The organism is Phycicoccus jejuensis (genome assembly GCF_000720925.1).
Lineage (GTDB): Bacteria > Actinomycetota > Actinomycetes > Actinomycetales > Dermatophilaceae > Phycicoccus > Phycicoccus jejuensis.
In genome coordinates this window covers 146,749-162,959 of the sequence record NZ_JOEE01000007.1, presented here as the reverse complement: position 1 = coordinate 162,959, position 16,211 = coordinate 146,749, and the positions used below count along the sequence as shown (strand labels likewise).

General features: G+C 74.0%; 15 protein-coding genes. 12 read left to right on the top strand and 3 right to left on the bottom strand.

Annotated elements, in window-relative coordinates; all coding sequences use genetic code 11:
- Positions 1-25: 25 nt before the first annotated feature.
- Entirely contained in the window at positions 26-742 is a 717-nt protein-coding gene (gene trhA, locus IG69_RS0114300) for a PAQR family membrane homeostasis protein TrhA (RefSeq protein WP_030528850.1), read from the bottom strand.
- A 148-nt stretch (positions 743-890) separates the two neighbouring features.
- Here trhA and IG69_RS0114295 point away from each other — a divergent pair, with 148 nt between their 5' ends.
- The 3 genes from IG69_RS0114295 to IG69_RS0114285 all read left to right on the top strand — a co-directional run bounded on the left by IG69_RS0114295 (position 891) and on the right by IG69_RS0114285 (position 4,094).
- Positions 891-1,655 (top strand): isoprenyl transferase, encoded by a 765-nt coding sequence (locus IG69_RS0114295; RefSeq protein ID WP_030528849.1) that lies wholly within the window; start codon positions 891-893, stop codon positions 1,653-1,655.
- Positions 1,656-1,873: 218 nt separating this feature from the next.
- Entirely contained in the window at positions 1,874-3,211 is a 1,338-nt protein-coding gene (gene phoH2 / locus IG69_RS0114290) for an RNA 5'-3' helicase PhoH2 (protein ID WP_036830209.1), read from the top strand.
- A 226-nt stretch (positions 3,212-3,437) separates the two neighbouring features.
- The gene (locus IG69_RS0114285; RefSeq protein ID WP_157577606.1) at positions 3,438-4,094 is read left to right on the top strand and encodes an aggregation-promoting factor C-terminal-like domain-containing protein; all 657 of its coding nucleotides are present in this window, start codon (positions 3,438-3,440) and stop codon (positions 4,092-4,094) included.
- An 85-nt stretch (positions 4,095-4,179) separates the two neighbouring features.
- Here the strand turns inward: IG69_RS0114285 and coaA are convergent, their stop codons facing one another.
- A complete protein-coding gene (gene coaA / locus IG69_RS0114280) occupies positions 4,180-5,181 on the bottom strand; it encodes a type I pantothenate kinase (RefSeq protein ID WP_084696819.1) in 1,002 nt (333 codons plus the stop codon).
- 118 nt (positions 5,182-5,299) lie between these two features.
- Between coaA and glmS the strand changes: the two genes are divergently transcribed.
- From glmS to tsaD, 9 genes are all read left to right on the top strand, one after another.
- Positions 5,300-7,159 (top strand): glutamine--fructose-6-phosphate transaminase (isomerizing), encoded by a 1,860-nt coding sequence (glmS, locus tag IG69_RS0114275; RefSeq protein WP_030528845.1) that lies wholly within the window; start codon positions 5,300-5,302, stop codon positions 7,157-7,159.
- Positions 7,160-7,192: 33 nt separating this feature from the next.
- Complete coding sequence (locus IG69_RS0114270) at positions 7,193-7,555, top strand: holo-ACP synthase (RefSeq protein ID WP_030528844.1); 363 nt, start codon at positions 7,193-7,195, stop codon at positions 7,553-7,555.
- Positions 7,552-9,006, top strand: coding sequence for a bifunctional ADP-dependent NAD(P)H-hydrate dehydratase/NAD(P)H-hydrate epimerase (locus tag IG69_RS0114265; protein WP_030528843.1), 1,455 nt, complete (start codon positions 7,552-7,554; stop codon positions 9,004-9,006). The genes IG69_RS0114270 and IG69_RS0114265 overlap by 4 nt, the downstream gene beginning before the upstream one ends.
- 451 nt (positions 9,007-9,457) lie before the next feature.
- Complete coding sequence (alr, locus tag IG69_RS0114260; protein WP_036830207.1) at positions 9,458-10,639, top strand: alanine racemase; 1,182 nt, start codon at positions 9,458-9,460, stop codon at positions 10,637-10,639.
- On the top strand, positions 10,639-11,784 hold the full coding sequence (locus IG69_RS0114255) for an alpha/beta fold hydrolase (protein WP_051750583.1): 1,146 nt from the start codon (positions 10,639-10,641) through the stop codon (positions 11,782-11,784). Before alr ends, IG69_RS0114255 begins: the two co-directional genes overlap by 1 nt.
- Positions 11,781-12,299 (top strand): tRNA (adenosine(37)-N6)-threonylcarbamoyltransferase complex ATPase subunit type 1 TsaE, encoded by a 519-nt coding sequence (tsaE, locus tag IG69_RS0114250; protein WP_084696818.1) that lies wholly within the window; start codon positions 11,781-11,783, stop codon positions 12,297-12,299. The genes IG69_RS0114255 and tsaE overlap by 4 nt, the downstream gene beginning before the upstream one ends.
- Positions 12,293-12,958: a tRNA (adenosine(37)-N6)-threonylcarbamoyltransferase complex dimerization subunit type 1 TsaB gene (gene tsaB / locus IG69_RS0114245; RefSeq protein ID WP_030528839.1), complete on the top strand. Its 666-nt coding sequence runs from the start codon at positions 12,293-12,295 to the stop codon at positions 12,956-12,958. The genes tsaE and tsaB overlap by 7 nt, the downstream gene beginning before the upstream one ends.
- Positions 12,955-13,428, top strand: coding sequence for a ribosomal protein S18-alanine N-acetyltransferase (gene rimI, locus IG69_RS0114240; protein ID WP_036830205.1), 474 nt, complete (start codon positions 12,955-12,957; stop codon positions 13,426-13,428). Before tsaB ends, rimI begins: the two co-directional genes overlap by 4 nt.
- Positions 13,421-14,464: a tRNA (adenosine(37)-N6)-threonylcarbamoyltransferase complex transferase subunit TsaD gene (gene tsaD / locus IG69_RS0114235; protein ID WP_030528838.1), complete on the top strand. Its 1,044-nt coding sequence runs from the start codon at positions 13,421-13,423 to the stop codon at positions 14,462-14,464. Before rimI ends, tsaD begins: the two co-directional genes overlap by 8 nt.
- Before the next feature lie 34 nt (positions 14,465-14,498).
- Here tsaD and IG69_RS0114230 read toward each other — a convergent pair whose 3' ends face one another.
- Positions 14,499-16,199 carry an NAD(P)/FAD-dependent oxidoreductase gene (locus IG69_RS0114230; protein WP_030528837.1) on the bottom strand — a complete coding sequence of 567 codons (1,701 nt, stop codon included), beginning with the start codon at positions 16,197-16,199 and terminating at the stop codon, positions 14,499-14,501.
- Positions 16,200-16,211: the final 12 nt, after the last annotated feature.

The window sequence follows — 16,211 nt, the reverse complement described above, 5'->3', positions numbered from 1 at the left end:
TCGGGGGCCGCGCGGCCCGGGCGGCTCAGGCCTGCGGGCCGGTGAGCGCGAGCGAGGCGGCGACGAAGTGCGCCGTGAAGGCGAGCACGGTCAGCGCGTGGAAGACCTCGTGGAAGCCGAACCAGCGCGGCGAGATGTTCGGCCGCTTGGTGCCGTAGACGAGCGCGCCGAGGCTGTAGAGCACGCCGCCGACGACGACCCACGCCATGACGCCGCCACCGGCGTGCTGGACGAGCGGGCCGAAGTAGAAGACCGCGACCCAGCCGAGCATGAGGTAGGCCGGCACGTAGAGCCAGCGCGGGGCGCCGGTCCAGAAGATGCGGAAGGCGACCCCGAGCAGGGCGCCGCTCCAGACGATGAGCAGCATCCGGCGGGCCTGGTCGGCGGGCAGCATGAGGGCGAAGGGCGTGTAGCTGCCGGCGATGATGAGGAAGATGTTCGAGTGGTCCCACCGGCGCAGGAAGGCGCCGACGCGGGGGGACCACGTGCCCCGGTGGTAGACCGCCGACGTGCCGAAGAGGAGCACGGCGGTGCCGGCGAACACGGCGGCCGACACCTTGCCCTCGGTCGTCGTCGCGAGGAGCACGAGGACGATGCCGGCGACGAGCGCGACGGGGGTCATCCCGGCGTGCAGCCAGCCGCGCAGCTTGGGCTTGACGGTGGTGAGGGCGGCCTCGACGCGCTGCTCGAGCGCCTCGAGACGACCGGTCTCGGTGGCGGGGTCGGGCTGCTCACGGGTCATGCGTCCACGGTAACCTACGCGAGCGTAGGTTAGGAACCGGACGAACGGCCCCGCTCCGTGAGGTCGGGCACGGCAGCGCGGAGTACCGTGGGCCGCGGTCGCCCCGCCGGGCGGCCGGATCCGGAAGCGCACGGGAAGGGCGGCTGGCATGCGGCGGCTCAGCGACGTCCTCTACGCCGCGTACGCCAAGCGGGTGGCCCGTCAGCTCGGGGGAGCGCCGGTGCCGCGCCACGTCGGAGTCCTCGTCGACGGCAACCGCCGCTGGGCCAAGCAGCGGGGCGCCGGGACCGAGGAGGGGCACCGCGCCGGCGCCGACAACATCCTCAACCTGCTCGCGTGGTGCGAGGAGGTGGGCGTCGAGCTCGTCACCCTGTGGCTGCTCTCGACCGACAACCTCAACCGCCCGGAGCGCGAGCTGCGCCCGCTGCTCGGCATCATCGAAAACTCCGTCGACTCCATCGCGGCGACGATGCAGTGGCGGGTCAACCCGGTCGGCGCCCTCGACCTGCTGCCCGCGGCGACGGCCCAGCGCCTCAAGGCGGCCGCGGAGCGCACCCGCGAGGTCGACGGGATGCTCGTCAACGTCGCGGTCGGTTACGGCGGCCGGCGCGAGATCGCCGACGCGGTCCGCAGCCTCCTGCACGAGCACGCGACGCGCGGCACGAGCATCGAGGAGCTCGCCGAGGTCATCGACGTCGAGCACATCGCCGAGCACCTCTACACCAAGGGGCAGCCCGACCCCGACCTCGTCATCCGCACCTCGGGGGAGCAGCGCCTCTCGGGGTTCCTCCTGTGGCAGAGCGCGCACAGCGAGTTCTACTTCTGCGAGGCCTACTGGCCCGACTTCCGCAAGGTCGACTTCCTGCGGGCGCTGCGGGCCTACGGGGAGCGCCACCGCCGCTTCGGCTCCTGAGCGGGCGGGACCTCCGGGACGTCCTCGCCGCGGGGTCGTCCGCCTCGGGTGAACGGCTGGTGACGGACGGGGTCGAACGGATGACATCTCGTCCCAGACGTCACACCTGTTCACTGCTGTCACGCGGGTGCCGACACGCCGGTCCTCGCCTCCCGCCGGGGCCCGGAGGCGGTCGTAGCGTCGAGCCACGATCCTCCTCCGACCACCGGGAGCGGCACATGACCTCGACCACGCCGACGGCAGCCAGCACGCGAGCGGGAGAGGAGCCGCGCCGGACCTTCGTCCTCGACACCTCGGTCCTGCTGTCCGACCCCCGGGCCATCCTCCGGTTCGCCGAGCACGAGGTCGTCCTCCCCGTCGTCGTCGTCACCGAGCTCGAGGCCAAGCGCCACCACCCCGAGCTCGGCTACTTCGCGCGCCAGGCGCTGCGGATGCTCGACGACCTGCGCATCAAGGCCGGGCGCCTCGACGCCCCGGTCGAGGTCGGCGAGGTCGGCGGGACGCTGCGCGTCGAGCTCAACCACACCGACCCGATGTCCCTGCCGGCCGGCTTCCGGCTCGGCGACAACGACACCCGCATCCTCGCCGTCGCCCGCAACCTCGCGAACGAGGGACACCTGGTCACGGTCGTCAGCAAGGACCTGCCGATGCGGGTCAAGGCCTCGGCCTGCGGGCTGGACGCCGAGGAGTACCGCGCCGAGCTCGCCGTCGAGTCCGGCTGGACCGGGATGGCCGAGCTCGACGTCAGCGTCGAGGAGATGGACCACCTCTACGAGTACGGCCGCCTCGAGCACGCCGGCGCGGCGGAGATGCCCTGCCACACCGGGCTCAAGCTCATCTCGCCGCGGGGCTCCGGACTCGGGCGCGTCGGCCCGGACAAGCAGGTGCGGATGGTGCGCGGCGACCGCGACGCCTTCGGCCTGCACGGCCGCAGCGCCGAGCAGCGGATCGCGCTCGACCTGCTGCTCGACCCCGACGTGGGCATCGTCAGCCTCGGCGGGCGCGCCGGCACCGGCAAGTCGGCGCTCGCGCTGTGCGCCGGCCTCGAGGCCGTGATGGAGCGCCGCCAGCAGCGCAAGGTCGTCGTCTTCCGTCCCCTCTACGCGGTCGGCGGCCAGGAGCTGGGCTACCTGCCGGGGTCCGAGGCCGAGAAGATGAACCCCTGGGGGCAGGCGGTCTTCGACACCCTCTCCGCGCTGGTGTCGCGCGAGGTGGTCGAGGAGATCCTCGACCGCGGGATGCTCGAGGTCCTGCCGCTGACCCACATCCGCGGGCGCAGCCTGCACGATGCGTACGTCATCGTCGACGAGGCGCAGAGCCTCGAGCGCAACGTCCTGCTCACCGTCCTGTCGCGGATCGGTCAGAACTCCAAGGTGGTCCTCACCCACGACGTCGCGCAGCGCGACAACCTGCGGGTCGGGCGGCACGACGGCGTCGTGGCGGTCGTCGAGGCGCTCAAGGGGCACCCGCTGTTCGCCCACGTGACGCTGACCCGCTCCGAGCGCAGCCCGATCGCGGCCCTCGTGACCGACCTGCTCGAAGGGCTCGAGGTCTGACCGAACGGCCCCTGACCTGCTCGTCTGAGCGGATGCTCAGGGGCCGATTTCGGCCGTCGGCGCCTCTCCACCTAGGCTAAGGTCTCGATTCCGTAACGCCGCTCGTGGCTGCACCACGCCCCGAGCCCCCCACCCCTGGAAGGTCCACCGGTCCCCCATGGCCCGATACACCCCGCGTCACGCCCCGCGTCACGCCGCTCCCAAGCGGTCGCTCGGGCGGACCGCCGTGTCCGTGGTCGGACGGCCGCTGGTCTCGACCAGTCTCGTCGCCGCCGTCGTCACGAGCGGCATCGCCCTCAGCGGCACCTTCGAGGACTCGGCCAACGCCGACGCCACCGCCCTCGCCTTCGACGAGTCGGCCACAGCCAGTTCGACGCACGAGAGCCAGGTCGCCCTCGAGGACGCGGCCCGCGTCGCGTCCGACCGCTCGGCGACCAACGTCCAGAAGTCCGTCGTCGCCGCGAAGGCCGACGCGAAGCAGAAGGCCGAGGCTGCGGCGCTCGCGAAGAAGCGCCAGGTCGCGCAGGAGCGCGCTGCCCGCGCCGCCGAGCGCAAGAAGGTGCTCGAGAACGCGCAGGAGGACCCCAAGTCCGTCGCGCGCCTGCTCCTGCCCGAGTACGGCTTCGGCTCCGGCCAGTGGGGCTGCCTCGAGCAACTGTGGATCGGCGAGAGCGACTGGCGCTGGTGGGCCGAGAACTCCTCCTCGGGCGCCTACGGCATCCCGCAGTCGCTCCCCGCGAGCAAGATGTCGAGCGTCGCCAGCGACTGGCGCACCAACCCGGTCACGCAGATCAAGTGGGGCCTGGACTACATCAAGCGCTCGTACGGCACGCCGTGCAACGCCCTGTCGCAGTGGCAGGCGCGCTCGCCGCACTGGTACTGAGGCGACACCCGCACCACGACGACGGGCCCCGGCAGCACGCCGGGGCCCGTCGTGCTGTGTCGGGGGGCGATGACGCGGTCGAGCGTCAGATCTTGCGCAGCCGGATCTTCGTGACGGCGTGGTCGGCGCCCTTGCTGAGGACGAGCGTCGCCCGCTCCCGGGTGGGCTGGACGTTCTCGACGAGGTTGGGCTCGTTGATCGCCGACCAGATGCCGGCCGCGGTCTCGCGCGCCTGCGAGTCGCTGAGGTCGGCGTACCGGTGGAAGTAGGACTGCGGGTCGGCGAACGCCGTCTGGCGCAGGCGCAGGAAGCGCTCGACGTACCAGCGCCGCACCTCGTCGACGGGGGCGTCGACGTAGACCGAGAAGTCGAAGAAGTCCGAGACGGCGATGGTGCTCTCGCCGTCGGGGCGCACGCCCGGGGGCTGCAGGACGTTGAGCCCCTCGACGATGAGGACGTCCGGCTTGCGCACCTCGAGCGGCTCGGGCAGCACGTCGTAGGTGAGGTGCGAGTACTGCGGCGCCTCGACCACCGGCATTCCCGACTTGACGTCGGCGACGAAGCGGAGCAGCGCGCGGCGGTCGTAGGACTCGGGGAAACCCTTGCGCTGCAGCAGCCCTCGCCGCTCGAGCTCGGCGTTGGGGTAGAGGAAGCCGTCGGTCGTCACGAGCTCGACGCGCGGGGTGTGGGGCCAGCGCGACATCAGCTCGCGCAGGATGCGGGCCGTCGTCGACTTGCCGACGGCCACCGACCCGGCGACGCCGACGACGAACGGGACGCGGCTCGGGCGCTCGCCGAGGAACTCGCTCGTCGCGAGCCGCAGGCCGTGGACGGCCTCGACGTAGAAGTGCAGGAGTCGCGAGAGGGGCAGGTAGACGTCCTCGACCTCGCGCAGGTCGAGGCGGTCGCCGAGGCCGCGCAGGCGCGAGATGTCGTCCTGCGTGAGGCTCATGGGGTGCTCCTCGCGCAGCCGGGACCAGGTCCCCCGGTCCAGCTCCACGTACGGGGTCGGCACCCCGGCGGCCCCGGTCACGCCGAGGCGCGCCAGTGCCTGCTCCGTTGCGGTCACCCCTGCATCATTCCGCATCGGTCCTGCGAGGCCGCGGAACCCCCGTCCCCACGGGCCGTCCGGACCCGCCGCCGGGGGCCCGCACGGGCCCGCGCCGGTGCGGGGGCGGGGGCCGCCAGCGGATAGGCTGCCCGCCATGTGTGGAATCGTCGGCTACGTCGGCCGGAGCATGGACGGGACGGCGCTCGACGTCGTCATGGAGGGCCTGAGCCGCCTGGAGTACCGGGGCTACGACTCCGCGGGCGTCGCCCTCGTCACCGACGACGGCGTGAGCACCGAGAAGCGCGCCGGCAAGCTCGAGAACCTCCGTTCCGCCCTCGAGGCGCACCCGCTGGCCCCCTCGCGCACCGGCATCGGCCACACCCGCTGGGCGACGCACGGCGGCCCGACCGACGGCAACGCGCACCCGCACCGCGGCGGCGACGGTGACCGGCTGGCGCTCATCCACAACGGCATCATCGAGAACTTCCACGCGCTGAAGAAGGAGCTGCTCGCCGAGGGCGTCGAGTTCCTCTCCGAGACCGACACCGAGGTCGCGGCCAAGCTCGTCGGGCGCGAGTACGACCGTCTCGGCGACCTCACCGAGGCGATGCGGGCCGTCGTCGGCCGGCTCGAGGGCGCGTTCACGCTCCTCGCCGTCCACGCCGACAGCCCTGGCGTCGTCGTCGGTGCGCGGCGCAACAGCCCGCTCGTCGTCGGCCTCGGCGACGGCGAGAACTTCCTCGGCAGCGACGTCGCGGCCTTCATCGGCTACACCCGCCACGCGCTCGAGCTGGGCCAGGACCAGATCGTCACGATCACCCCGGACGGCCACTCGGTCATCGGCTTCGACGGCGCGCCGGCCGTGGGCAAGTCCTACGAGGTCACCTGGGACGCCGCCGCCGCCGAGAAGGGCGGCTACGCGACGTTCATGGAGAAGGAGATCCACGAGCAGCCCCACGCCGTCGCCGACACGCTGCTCGGGCGCACCGACGAGTCGGGCGCGCTCGTGCTCGACGAGGTCCGCATCTCCGAGGAGCGGCTGCGCCAGGTGCGGCGCATCACGATCGTCGCGTGCGGCACCGCGTCGTACGCCGGCATGGTCGCCAAGTACGCGATCGAGCACTGGACGCGCATCCCGGTCGAGGTCGCCCTCGCCCACGAGTTCCGCTACTGCGACCCGATCGTCGACGAGGACACGCTCGTGGTCTCGATCAGCCAGTCCGGCGAGACGATGGACACGCTGATGGCGGTCAAGCACGCCACCGAGCTCGGCGCGATGACCCTCTCGATCTGCAACACGCACGGCTCGACGATCCCGCGCGAGTCCGACGCGGTGCTCTACACGCACGCCGGCCCCGAGATCGCCGTCGCCTCCACCAAGGCCTTCCTCGCGCAGATCACCGCCTGCTACGTCCTCGGGCTCTACCTCGCGCAGCTGCGCGGCGAGACCTACGCCGACGACGCGAAGGCCGTCATGGCCGAGCTCGCCGAGATCCCCGCGAAGATCGAGGACCTGCTCGGCCGGATGGGCCGCGTGCAGGAGATGGCCGAGTTCATGGCCGACACCCGCACGGTGCTCTTCCTCGGCCGCAACGTCGGCTACCCGGTGGCGATGGAGGGCGCGCTCAAGCTCAAGGAGCTCGCGTACATCCACGCCGAGGGCTTCGCGGCCGGCGAGCTCAAGCACGGCCCGATCGCGCTCATCGAGCCCGGCCAGCCGGTGTTCGTCGTCGTGCCCGGTCCGGACACCCCGCACGAGCTGCACAAGAAGGTCGTCTCCAACATCCAGGAGATCCGCGCCCGCGGTGCGCGCACCCTCGTCATCGCCCACGACGGCGACGAGGACGTCGAGCCGTTCGCCAGCGAGGTCGTCCGCATCCCGCAGTGCTCGCCGATGCTCGCGCCGCTGCTGGCGGTCGTGCCGCTGCAGGTCTTCGCGCTGCACCTGGCGACGGCCAAGGGCCTCGACGTCGACCAGCCGCGCAACCTCGCGAAGTCGGTCACGGTCGAGTGACGTCGAGGGCGGCGGCATGACGCCGGTGGCGCGGTGATCGTCGGGGTCGGGATCGACGTCGTCGACGTCGAGCGCTTCGGCGCGACGCTCGAGCGCACGCCGCGCCTCGGGGAGCGGCTGTTCACCGAGGGGGAGCGGGTGCTGCCGCTCAACTCGCGGGCGGCGCGGTTCGCGGCCAAGGAGGCCCTGGCCAAGGCGCTCGGGGCGCCCGTCGGCCTGCAGTGGCACGACGCCGAGGTCGTCCGGGGAGCCGACCGCCGGCCGGCCTTCCGGCTGCGCGGCACCGTCGAGGCGGCCGTCGCCGAGCTCGGCATCACGTCCATCCACGTGTCGCTCTCGCACGACGCCGGGATCGCCTCGGCGGTCGTCGTCGCGGAGCGGGAGGAGCAGCGATGATCGAGGGCCACGGGACCGCCGCGGTGTACGCCGCCGAGGAGGCGCTCATGGCGTCGCTCGCGGACGGCGAGCTGATGGCGCGCGCCGTCGAGGGGCTGGCGGCGGTGGCCGCGGCGCGGCTCGAGGAGCGCGGGGGCCGCTCGGTCGTGGCGCTCGTCGGGCCGGGCAACAACGGCGCCGACGCGCTGTACGCGGCGGCCTCCCTGGCCGAGGCCGGGTACGCGGCCGTCGCGCTCGTCGGTGAGACGGTGCACGGAGGGGCGCGCGCGGCGGCTGAGGCCGCGGGCGTCGTGCTGAGCGGTGACGTGGCGCTGGTCGCCGAGGCCGACCTCGTCCTCGACGGCATCCTCGGCATCGGGGCGCGGCCGGGGCTGCCGGAGTGGGCGGCTGCGTGGGTGTCGGCGGTGCCGGAGTCGGCGTACGTGCTGGCGGTCGACCTGCCCTCGGGCCAGGACCCGGCCGGCGAGGTCTTCGACGCCGACGGGGTGCTCGCCGACGAGACGGTGACGTTCTCGGTCGCCAAGCCGGTGCACCTGCTGACCCCGACCGAGCAGGCGTGCGGCGCGCTGACCGTCGTCGACATCGGGCTGGAGGTCGATGCCGTCCCCGTGGTGCGCCGCATCGACCACGACGACGTCGCCGGCATGTGGCCGGTGCCCGGGCCGCGGGACGACAAGTACTCGCGCGGGGTGCTGGGGGTCGTGGCCGGCGGGGAGTCCTACACGGGCGCCGCGCTGCTGTGCACGACGGCGGCCGTCGAGGCGGGGGCGGGGATGGTCCGGTACGTCGGGACCCCCACGCCCGAGGGGCTCGTGCGCGCGCACGTGCCCGAGGTGACGCACGGTGTCGGGCGGGTGCAGGCGTGGGTCGTCGGGCCCGGGCTCGACACGACGTCGCGGGCGGCGGGGTCGAAGGCCCAGCTCGACGCCGCGCGGGACGCGCTCGCCGGTGACGAGCCGGTGCTCGTGGACGCCGGCGGGCTGGACCTGCTCAACGCCGCGGTGCTGCGCAAGCGGGCCGAGCGGGTGACGCTGCTGACGCCGCACGCGGGGGAGTGCGCGCGGCTGCTGTCGCGGCTGACCGGCGAGGACGTGGAGCGCGCGGCCGTCGAGGCGGCGCCGCTGCGGCACGCCCGGCGGCTGGCCGAGGTGACCGGGGCGACGGTGCTGCTCAAGGGGTCGACGACGCTCGTCGTGCCGCCGGGGGATGGTGCGCCGGTGTGGTCGCAGGCGGACGCGCCGGCGTGGCTCGGGACGGCCGGGGCGGGGGACGTGCTGGCCGGGGTGGTCGGGACGCTGCTCGCGTCGAGCCTGCGGGCGGACGTCGCAGGAGCCCTCGGGGCGCTGGTGCACGGCGTCGCCGCCGACCGGGCCAACCCCGGTGGACCGGTGCGCGCCCTCGACGTGGCACGGGCCGTGCCCGAGACCGTGGCCGCACTCCTCCGCCGCTGAGCCGGGAGCGGAGGGACGGGCCGGGCGCGTTCCTGAGAGCGGGGAGCGAATATGTACCCTCCCAGCCTCCATGCGGAGCGGAAGGTTTACCTTCCAGCCGCAACCACTGCCATCAGGCCGCAAGGTTTCCCTTCCGCCGGCAACCACTCCCTTGTGCCGTGGAAGGGAAACGTTGCTAGGTGGAAGGAAGACCTTGCCGGTGGAAGGGACTCCTTCCGCGGTGGCAGGGAAACCTTCCGGGATGGAAGGGATTCCTTCCGCGGTGACAGGAGGCTGGGAGAGCACCTATTGGGGGTCCGCTCTCAGGTTCGAGCGCTTCCGGGTGGGGGCCGCACCTGGCCGGCCCCGGCACCCGCACCGTGACTGCCTCCGCCGATCGGACCGCATCGGGCCCGCGTCTCGTGACCTCCGCGGACCCGGCCCGACCTGCGGTCCTAGACTGGACAGGCTCATGACCGACCACCCCGCCCCCACCGCACCCGCCCGAGCGACCGCGCCGACGGGTGCGTCCGCGTGGGTGACGGTGGATGCCGCGGCCATCCGCGACAACGTCGCCGCGCTCGTGCGTCGCTGCGCCCCGGCCCAGGTCATGGCCGTCGTCAAGGCCGACGCCTACGGCCACGGCCTCGTCACCGCAGCCCGCGCCGCCCTCGCCGGTGGCGCCACCTGGCTGGGTGTCGCCCAGCTCGAGGAGGCCCTGGCGCTGCGCGCCGCCGGCGTCGACGCCCCTCTCCTCACGTGGATCTACCCGCCGCAGGCCGACCTCGGCGCCGCCCTCGACGCGGACGTCGACCTCACCGTCGGCAGCCGCTGGAACCTCGACGCCGTCGTCGCCGCCGCCCGCCAGCGCGGCACCACCGCCCCCGTCCAGGCCAAGGTCGACACCGGCCTCGGCCGCGGCGGCGTCCTCACCGACTGGAGCGAGTTCACGCACGCGCTCGCGGCCGCCGTCGCCGAGGGCGCCGTCCGCGTCACGGGCACGTGGTCGCACTTCGCGTGGGCCGACGCCCCGCAGCACCCGACCGTCCGCGCCCAGCAGGAGCGCTTCGTCGAGGCCGTCGCCGAGCTCGAGGCCGCCGGCGTCGACCCCGGCCTGCGCCACCTCGCCAACTCCGCCGCGACGCTCACCAACCCCTCCGCGCACTTCGACCTCGTTCGCCCCGGCCTCGCGGTCTACGGGCTCTCGCCCGTGCCCGACCTCGGCAGCCCGGCCGACTTCGGCCTGCGCGAGGCGATGCGCGTGACGGCCCGCCTCACCCAGGTCAAGCGCGCCCGCGCCGGCCAGGGCGTCAGCTACGGCCACGAGTACACGACCGACCGCGACACCGTGCTCGGCCTCGTCCCGATGGGCTACGCGGACGGCATCCCGCGGCACGCCGGCAACGCCGGTCCGGTGCAGGTCGGGGGCCGCCGGTACGCCATCGGTGGACGGGTCTGCATGGACCAGTTCGTCCTCGACCTCGGCCCGGACTTCGACGGCGCTCCCGGCGACGAGGTGACCGTCCTCGGCCGCGGAGCCGACGGCGAGCCCACGGCCCAGGACTGGGCGCAGGCCGCCGGCACCATCAACTACGAGGTCGTCACCCGGATGGCCCCCCGTCTGCCCCGGGTCGTGGTCGGGGAGGGCGCTTGATGCCCACCCGTCCCACCGGAGGGCCGCTCGGGCTGCTCGGAGCCGTCGGCGACCGCGTCCGCCGCGGGCCGGCGATGCGCCCCGACCTCGGCGACCCCGTCGAGGGCTGGGGTCACGTCCCGAGCGAGTCGCTGACGGTGCGCACCGACGACGGCGTCGACCTCCACGTCGAGATCGACGCCCCGCGCACCGCGAGCCGCGGCCGCCTCGCCGGGCGCACCCCGACGGTCGTCATGGCCCACGGCTTCGCCCTCACCATGCAGTCGTGGGTGCTCCAGCGGCGCGCGCTGCTCGACGAGGGGCTGCGCGTCGTCACCTACGACCAGCGCGGGCACGGCCGCTCCTCCACTCCGGACCTCTCCACGTGCACCGTCGCCCGGCTCGGCCTCGACCTCGCCGCCGTCATCGAGGCCACCTGCCCGACCGGCCCGGTCGTGCTCATCGGCCACTCGATGGGCGGGATGAGCGTGATGTCCTTCGCCGGCCAGCACCCCGACGTGGTGCGCGACCGCGTCCTCGCCGTCGCGCTCGTCTCGACCTCGCCGGGCGGCCACGAGGTGACCGAGTTCGGCCTCGGACCGCTCGTCGGTCGGGTCGTCGGCTCCCTCGGGCCGGGCGTGCTGACCCGCCTCTCCCGCCACGCCGGCCCGATCGGCGTCCTGCGGAAGATGGGCAAGGGCGTCCAGGACCTCGCCGTCGCCCGCTGGGCCTTCGACTCGCCGGTCAGCCCGGCCCTGGTCGACCTCGTCGCCGAGATGATCTTCGAGACCTCGTTCGACGTGATGGCCGCCTTCCTGCCGGACATCGACGGCCTCGACCTCGTGCCGTCGCTTCAGGCGCTGACCGGTGTCGAGCTCCTCGTCATCAACGGCGCCGGCGACCTCATCACGCCGGCCTCGCACTCCGAGGACATCGTCCGGCACGTCCCCGGCGCCGAGCACGTCGTCGTCGAGGACGCCGGGCACATCCTCATGCTCGAGCACCCTGACCTCGTCACCGAGCAGCTGCTCGCGCTCATCCAGCGCGCCCAGCGAGCCGTGGCCGAGGGCGTGCCGGTCAGCAGCAAGCCGCGCGTGCGGCGCACCGTCCAGGACATCTCGAAGAAGCGGCGGGCCGGCCGGGCCCGCAGGGAGGCGGCCTCGTGAGCGCCCGTCGGTTCGTGCTGCCCGAGGTCGACGACACCCGGGCCCTCGGCACCGCCCTCGGCGGGGTGCTGCGGGCGGGCGACCTCGTCGTCCTCACCGGCGGCCTCGGCGCCGGGAAGACCACCCTCACCCAGGGCCTCGGCGAGGCCCTCGGCGTGCGGGGAGCGGTGACCTCCCCGACGTTCGTCATCGCGCGCGTGCACCCCTCGACCGTCGGCGGGCCGGCGCTCGTCCACGTCGACGCCTACCGCCTCGGCGGCGCCCTCGAGCTCGACGACCTCGACCTCGACGCCAGCGTCGAGGAGTCGGTCACCGTCGTCGAGTGGGGCCACGGCCTCGCCGAGGGCCTCGCCGACGACCGGCTCGAGGTCGTGCTCGACGTCGACCCCGAGACCGAGCGCCGTACCGCCACGGTCACCGGCGTCGGCGGCCGCTGGGCGGTCGACGCCACCGCCGACGCGGCCGATGCCGAAGCCCCCGACCCCCTCGCACCCCTCGGAGGAGAGCCGTGCTGACCCTCGCCCTCGACACCTCCACCTCGGCCATCGGCGTCGCCGTCCTGCGCGACGGAGAGCAGCCGGTCGTCGGCGTCGAGGTCAACGCCCGTGCCCACACCGAGCTGCTCGCCCCGCTCGTCGAGCGCACCCTCGCGCAGGCCGGCGCGGGCGTCCGCGACGTCACCGACCTCGCCGTCGGCACCGGCCCGGGGCCGTTCACCGGCCTGCGCGTCGGGATGGTGACGGCCGTGACGATGGGTTACGCGCTCGACGTCCCGGTGCACGGCGTCTGCTCGCTCGACGTCCTCGCCGAGCAGGCGCTGGCCGCCACCGACGCCGACGAGGTCCTCGTCGCGACCGACGCCCGCCGGCGCGAGGTCTACTGGGCCCGCTACCGCCGCGGAGCCGACGGCGCCGCCGAGGCGGTTACCGAGCCGGCCGTCGAGGCGCCGACCGGCCTGCCCGCCGAGGTCCGCGCCCTGCCCACCGCCGGCCGTGGCCCGCTGCTGTACGCCGAGCTGTTCGAGGCGCCGCTGGCCGACGTCCTCGACGTCGACCCCGGCGTGCTCGCGCGGGTCGCCGCGCGCCGCCTCGCCGCGGGCACGCCGATGCCCGTCGAGCCTCTCTACCTGCGCCGCCCGGACGCCCTGACCACCGCGGAGCGCGCCGCGCGATGAGCGCCGCGACCCTCCGCGACGCGCGCTGGCCGGACGTCACCGGCCTCGCGGCGCTCGAGGCGTCGCTGTTCCCCGACGACGCCTGGAGCGAGGCGTCGTGGTGGTCCGAGCTCGCGGCCCGACCCCGGCGCGACTACGTCGTCGCGGCCGACGACGCGGGCACGCTCCTCGGCTACGGCGGGCTCGACCACGGCGGCGACGTCTCGGACGTCATGACCGTCGCGGTCTCCCCGGAGGCACGCGGGCAGGGCCTCGGCCGCGTGCTGCTGGCGGACCTCGAGCGACGGGCCCTCTCCCGCGGCGCCGCGCACGTCCTCCTCGAGGTGCGGGCCGACAACGCGCCGGCCATCGGCCTCTACGAGTCGTCCGGCTACGCGGTCATCAGCCGCCGTCGCCGCTACTACCCCGGGGGCGTCGACGCCTTCGTCATGCGAAAGTCCCTCCAGCAGAACGGAGCCGCAGATGACTGACGAGCCCCTCGTCCTCGGCATCGAGACCTCGTGCGACGAGACCGGTGTCGGCCTCGTCCGCGGCGAGACCCTCCTGTTCGACGCCATCGCGAGCAGCGTCGACGAGCACGCGCGCTTCGGCGGGGTCGTGCCCGAGGTCGCGAGCCGAGCCCACCTCGAGGCGATGGTCCCGACGATCGAGCGGGCCTGCGCCGAGGCCGGCGTCACGCTCCGCGACGTCGACGCCGTGGCCGTCACCTCCGGCCCGGGTCTGGCCGGCGCCCTCATGGTGGGTGTCGCGTCGGCCAAGGCGCTGGCCCTCTCGCTCGGCGTGCCGCTGCACGGCGTCAACCACCTCGCGAGCCACGTGGCCGTCGACATCGTCGAGCACGGCCCGCTGCCCGAGCCGACCCTCGCGATGCTCGTCAGCGGCGGGCACTCCTCGCTGCTGCTCGTCCCCGACGTCACGCACGACGTGCGCAGCCTCGGGTCGACGATCGACGACGCGGCGGGGGAGGCGTTCGACAAGGTCGCGCGCGTCCTCGGGCTGCCGTTCCCCGGCGGCCCGCACATCGACCGCGTCGCGCGCGAGGGGCAGGTCGTCATCGACTTCCCGCGTGGGCTGACCGGCGGGCGTGACATGGAGCGCCACCGCTTCGACTTCTCGTTCTCCGGGCTCAAGACCGCCGTCTCGCGCTGGGTCGCCGCGAAGGAGGCTGCGGGAGAGTCGGTCCCGGTCGCCGACGTCGCCGCCAGCTTCCAGGAGGCCGTGACCGACGTGCTGACCCGCAAGGCGATCGACGCCTGCCGCGAGCACGGCGTCGGTCACCTGCAGATCGGCGGCGGCGTGGCGGCCAACTCGCGGCTGCGGGCGATGGCGCAGGAGCGCTGCGACGCCGCGGGCATCGAGCTGCGCGTGCCCCGGCCCAAGCTCTGCACCGACAACGGGGCGATGGTCGCCGCGCTCGGCGCGCAGATGGTGCTCAAGGGCCGGCCGCCGTCGGACCTCGGCATCCCGGCCGACTCCTCGATGCCGGTGACGGTCGTCTCGGCCTGACGCGCGCTGCCGGGGCCACCCCCGGCGGGACCCCTCAGGCGTCGCCGGGGCTCAGCCAGGCGTGCACGAGCGGGACGGCGGACGCGCCCTCGCCGGTGGCCGCCGCGACCCGCTTCATCGAGCCGGCCCGCACGTCACCGGCGGCGAAGATGCCGGGCACGCTCGTCGCGAGGTTCTCGGGCGGCAGGCCGTCGACCCAGCGGTCCTTCGGCACGTCGCGCCCGGTGAGGACGAAGCCGCGCTCGTCGAGCGCGACCTCGTCGGGCAGCCAGCCGCAGTGCGGCTCGGCCCCGAGCAGCAGGAAGAGTCCGTACGCCGGGCGCTGCCGCGTCTCGCCGGTCGTGGTGTCGCGCAACGCCACCCACTCGAGGCGGCCATCCCCGCCGGCGTCGACGACCTGCGTGCACGGCTCGACGCTGATGCGCGGGTTGAACTCGATCTCGCCGACGAGGTAGGCCGACATCGTCTCCGACAGCGACGGCCGGCGCACGACCACGGTCACCGACCGCGCGAAGCGCGCCAGGTGCACCGCGGCCTGACCGGCGGAGTTGCCGCCCCCGACGACGACGACGTCCTGGTCCTCCATCTCGCGCGAGAGCGACATCGCCGCGCCGTAGTTGACGCCGCGCCCGACCAGCGCCTCGACCGACGGCACGCCGAGGTGTCGGTAGTCGACACCGGACGCGACGACCACCGACCGCGCACTGATCTCGAAGTCGCTGCCGCGCAACAGGTGTGGCCCGCCCTCGGCGCCCGCGACCAGCTGCTCGACCTCCCACCCGGTGTGGAAGCGCGTACCGAAGCGCAGCGCCTGGTTGCGCGCCCGCTGGGCCAGCCGCATCCCGGAGACGCCGCGCGGGAAGCCGAGGTAGTTGCGGATCATCGAGCTCGTGCCGGCCTGCCCGCCGATGGCGCTGCCGTCGAGGACGATCGTCGAGAGTCCCTCGGATGCCGCGTAGACCGCCGTCGCGAGCCCCGCGGGTCCACCACCGACGACCGCGACGTCGACGACGGATGCCCCTGCGGCGGCGTCCATCTCGCGCTCGGCCTGGGTGTCGAAGAACGAGCGGGCGACGTCGCGCACCGACGTCGCGACGATGGGGTCGCGGTTGGCGGCCCAGACCCGCGGGTAGCCGGCGTCCTCGGGGAAGTGCTCGGCCACGTGCCGGCCGATCTCGCTGTCGGGCTCGACCGAGCGGCAGGGGATGCCCATCCGGTCGAAGAAGTCGCGGACCTGCTGGGCCACGACGTCACCCGGCGGCGCGACGATCTTGGCGACGACGACGTCGGGGTCGGTCGCGGTCCAGCCCCACTCGCTGAGCAGCTCGGTCACGGAGTGGTGGAACTCCTCGTCCCGCGTGCCGCGCGGCATGAGGAGGTACGCGTCGTACTTGCCCTTGGCCATGCCGGAGCGCAGCCGCGGGGCGTCGGAGAGGAACCGGTCGTACGGCGCGACGACGAGCCGGCGCGCGGTCGGCACGAGGTGGCGCCACTCCGCGAAGGCGGCGAGCACGTTCTCCTCGTCGGGCAGGCGTGAGTCGGTGACGAACATCGCCACCTGGTGGCCCTGCGCGAGGGCGTCCTCGGTGACGTCGCACGCCTCGCGGCACGAGCCGGCGGTGCGCAGGTCGTACTCGCGCGAGTAGCGCCAGAAGACGTCGAGGAGGGTGTCGGTGTGCTCGCCGGACGCCAGGACGATGACCGGGGCCGGTGCGGTGGAAGGGGAGGCCGTCACCCCGTCGAGCCT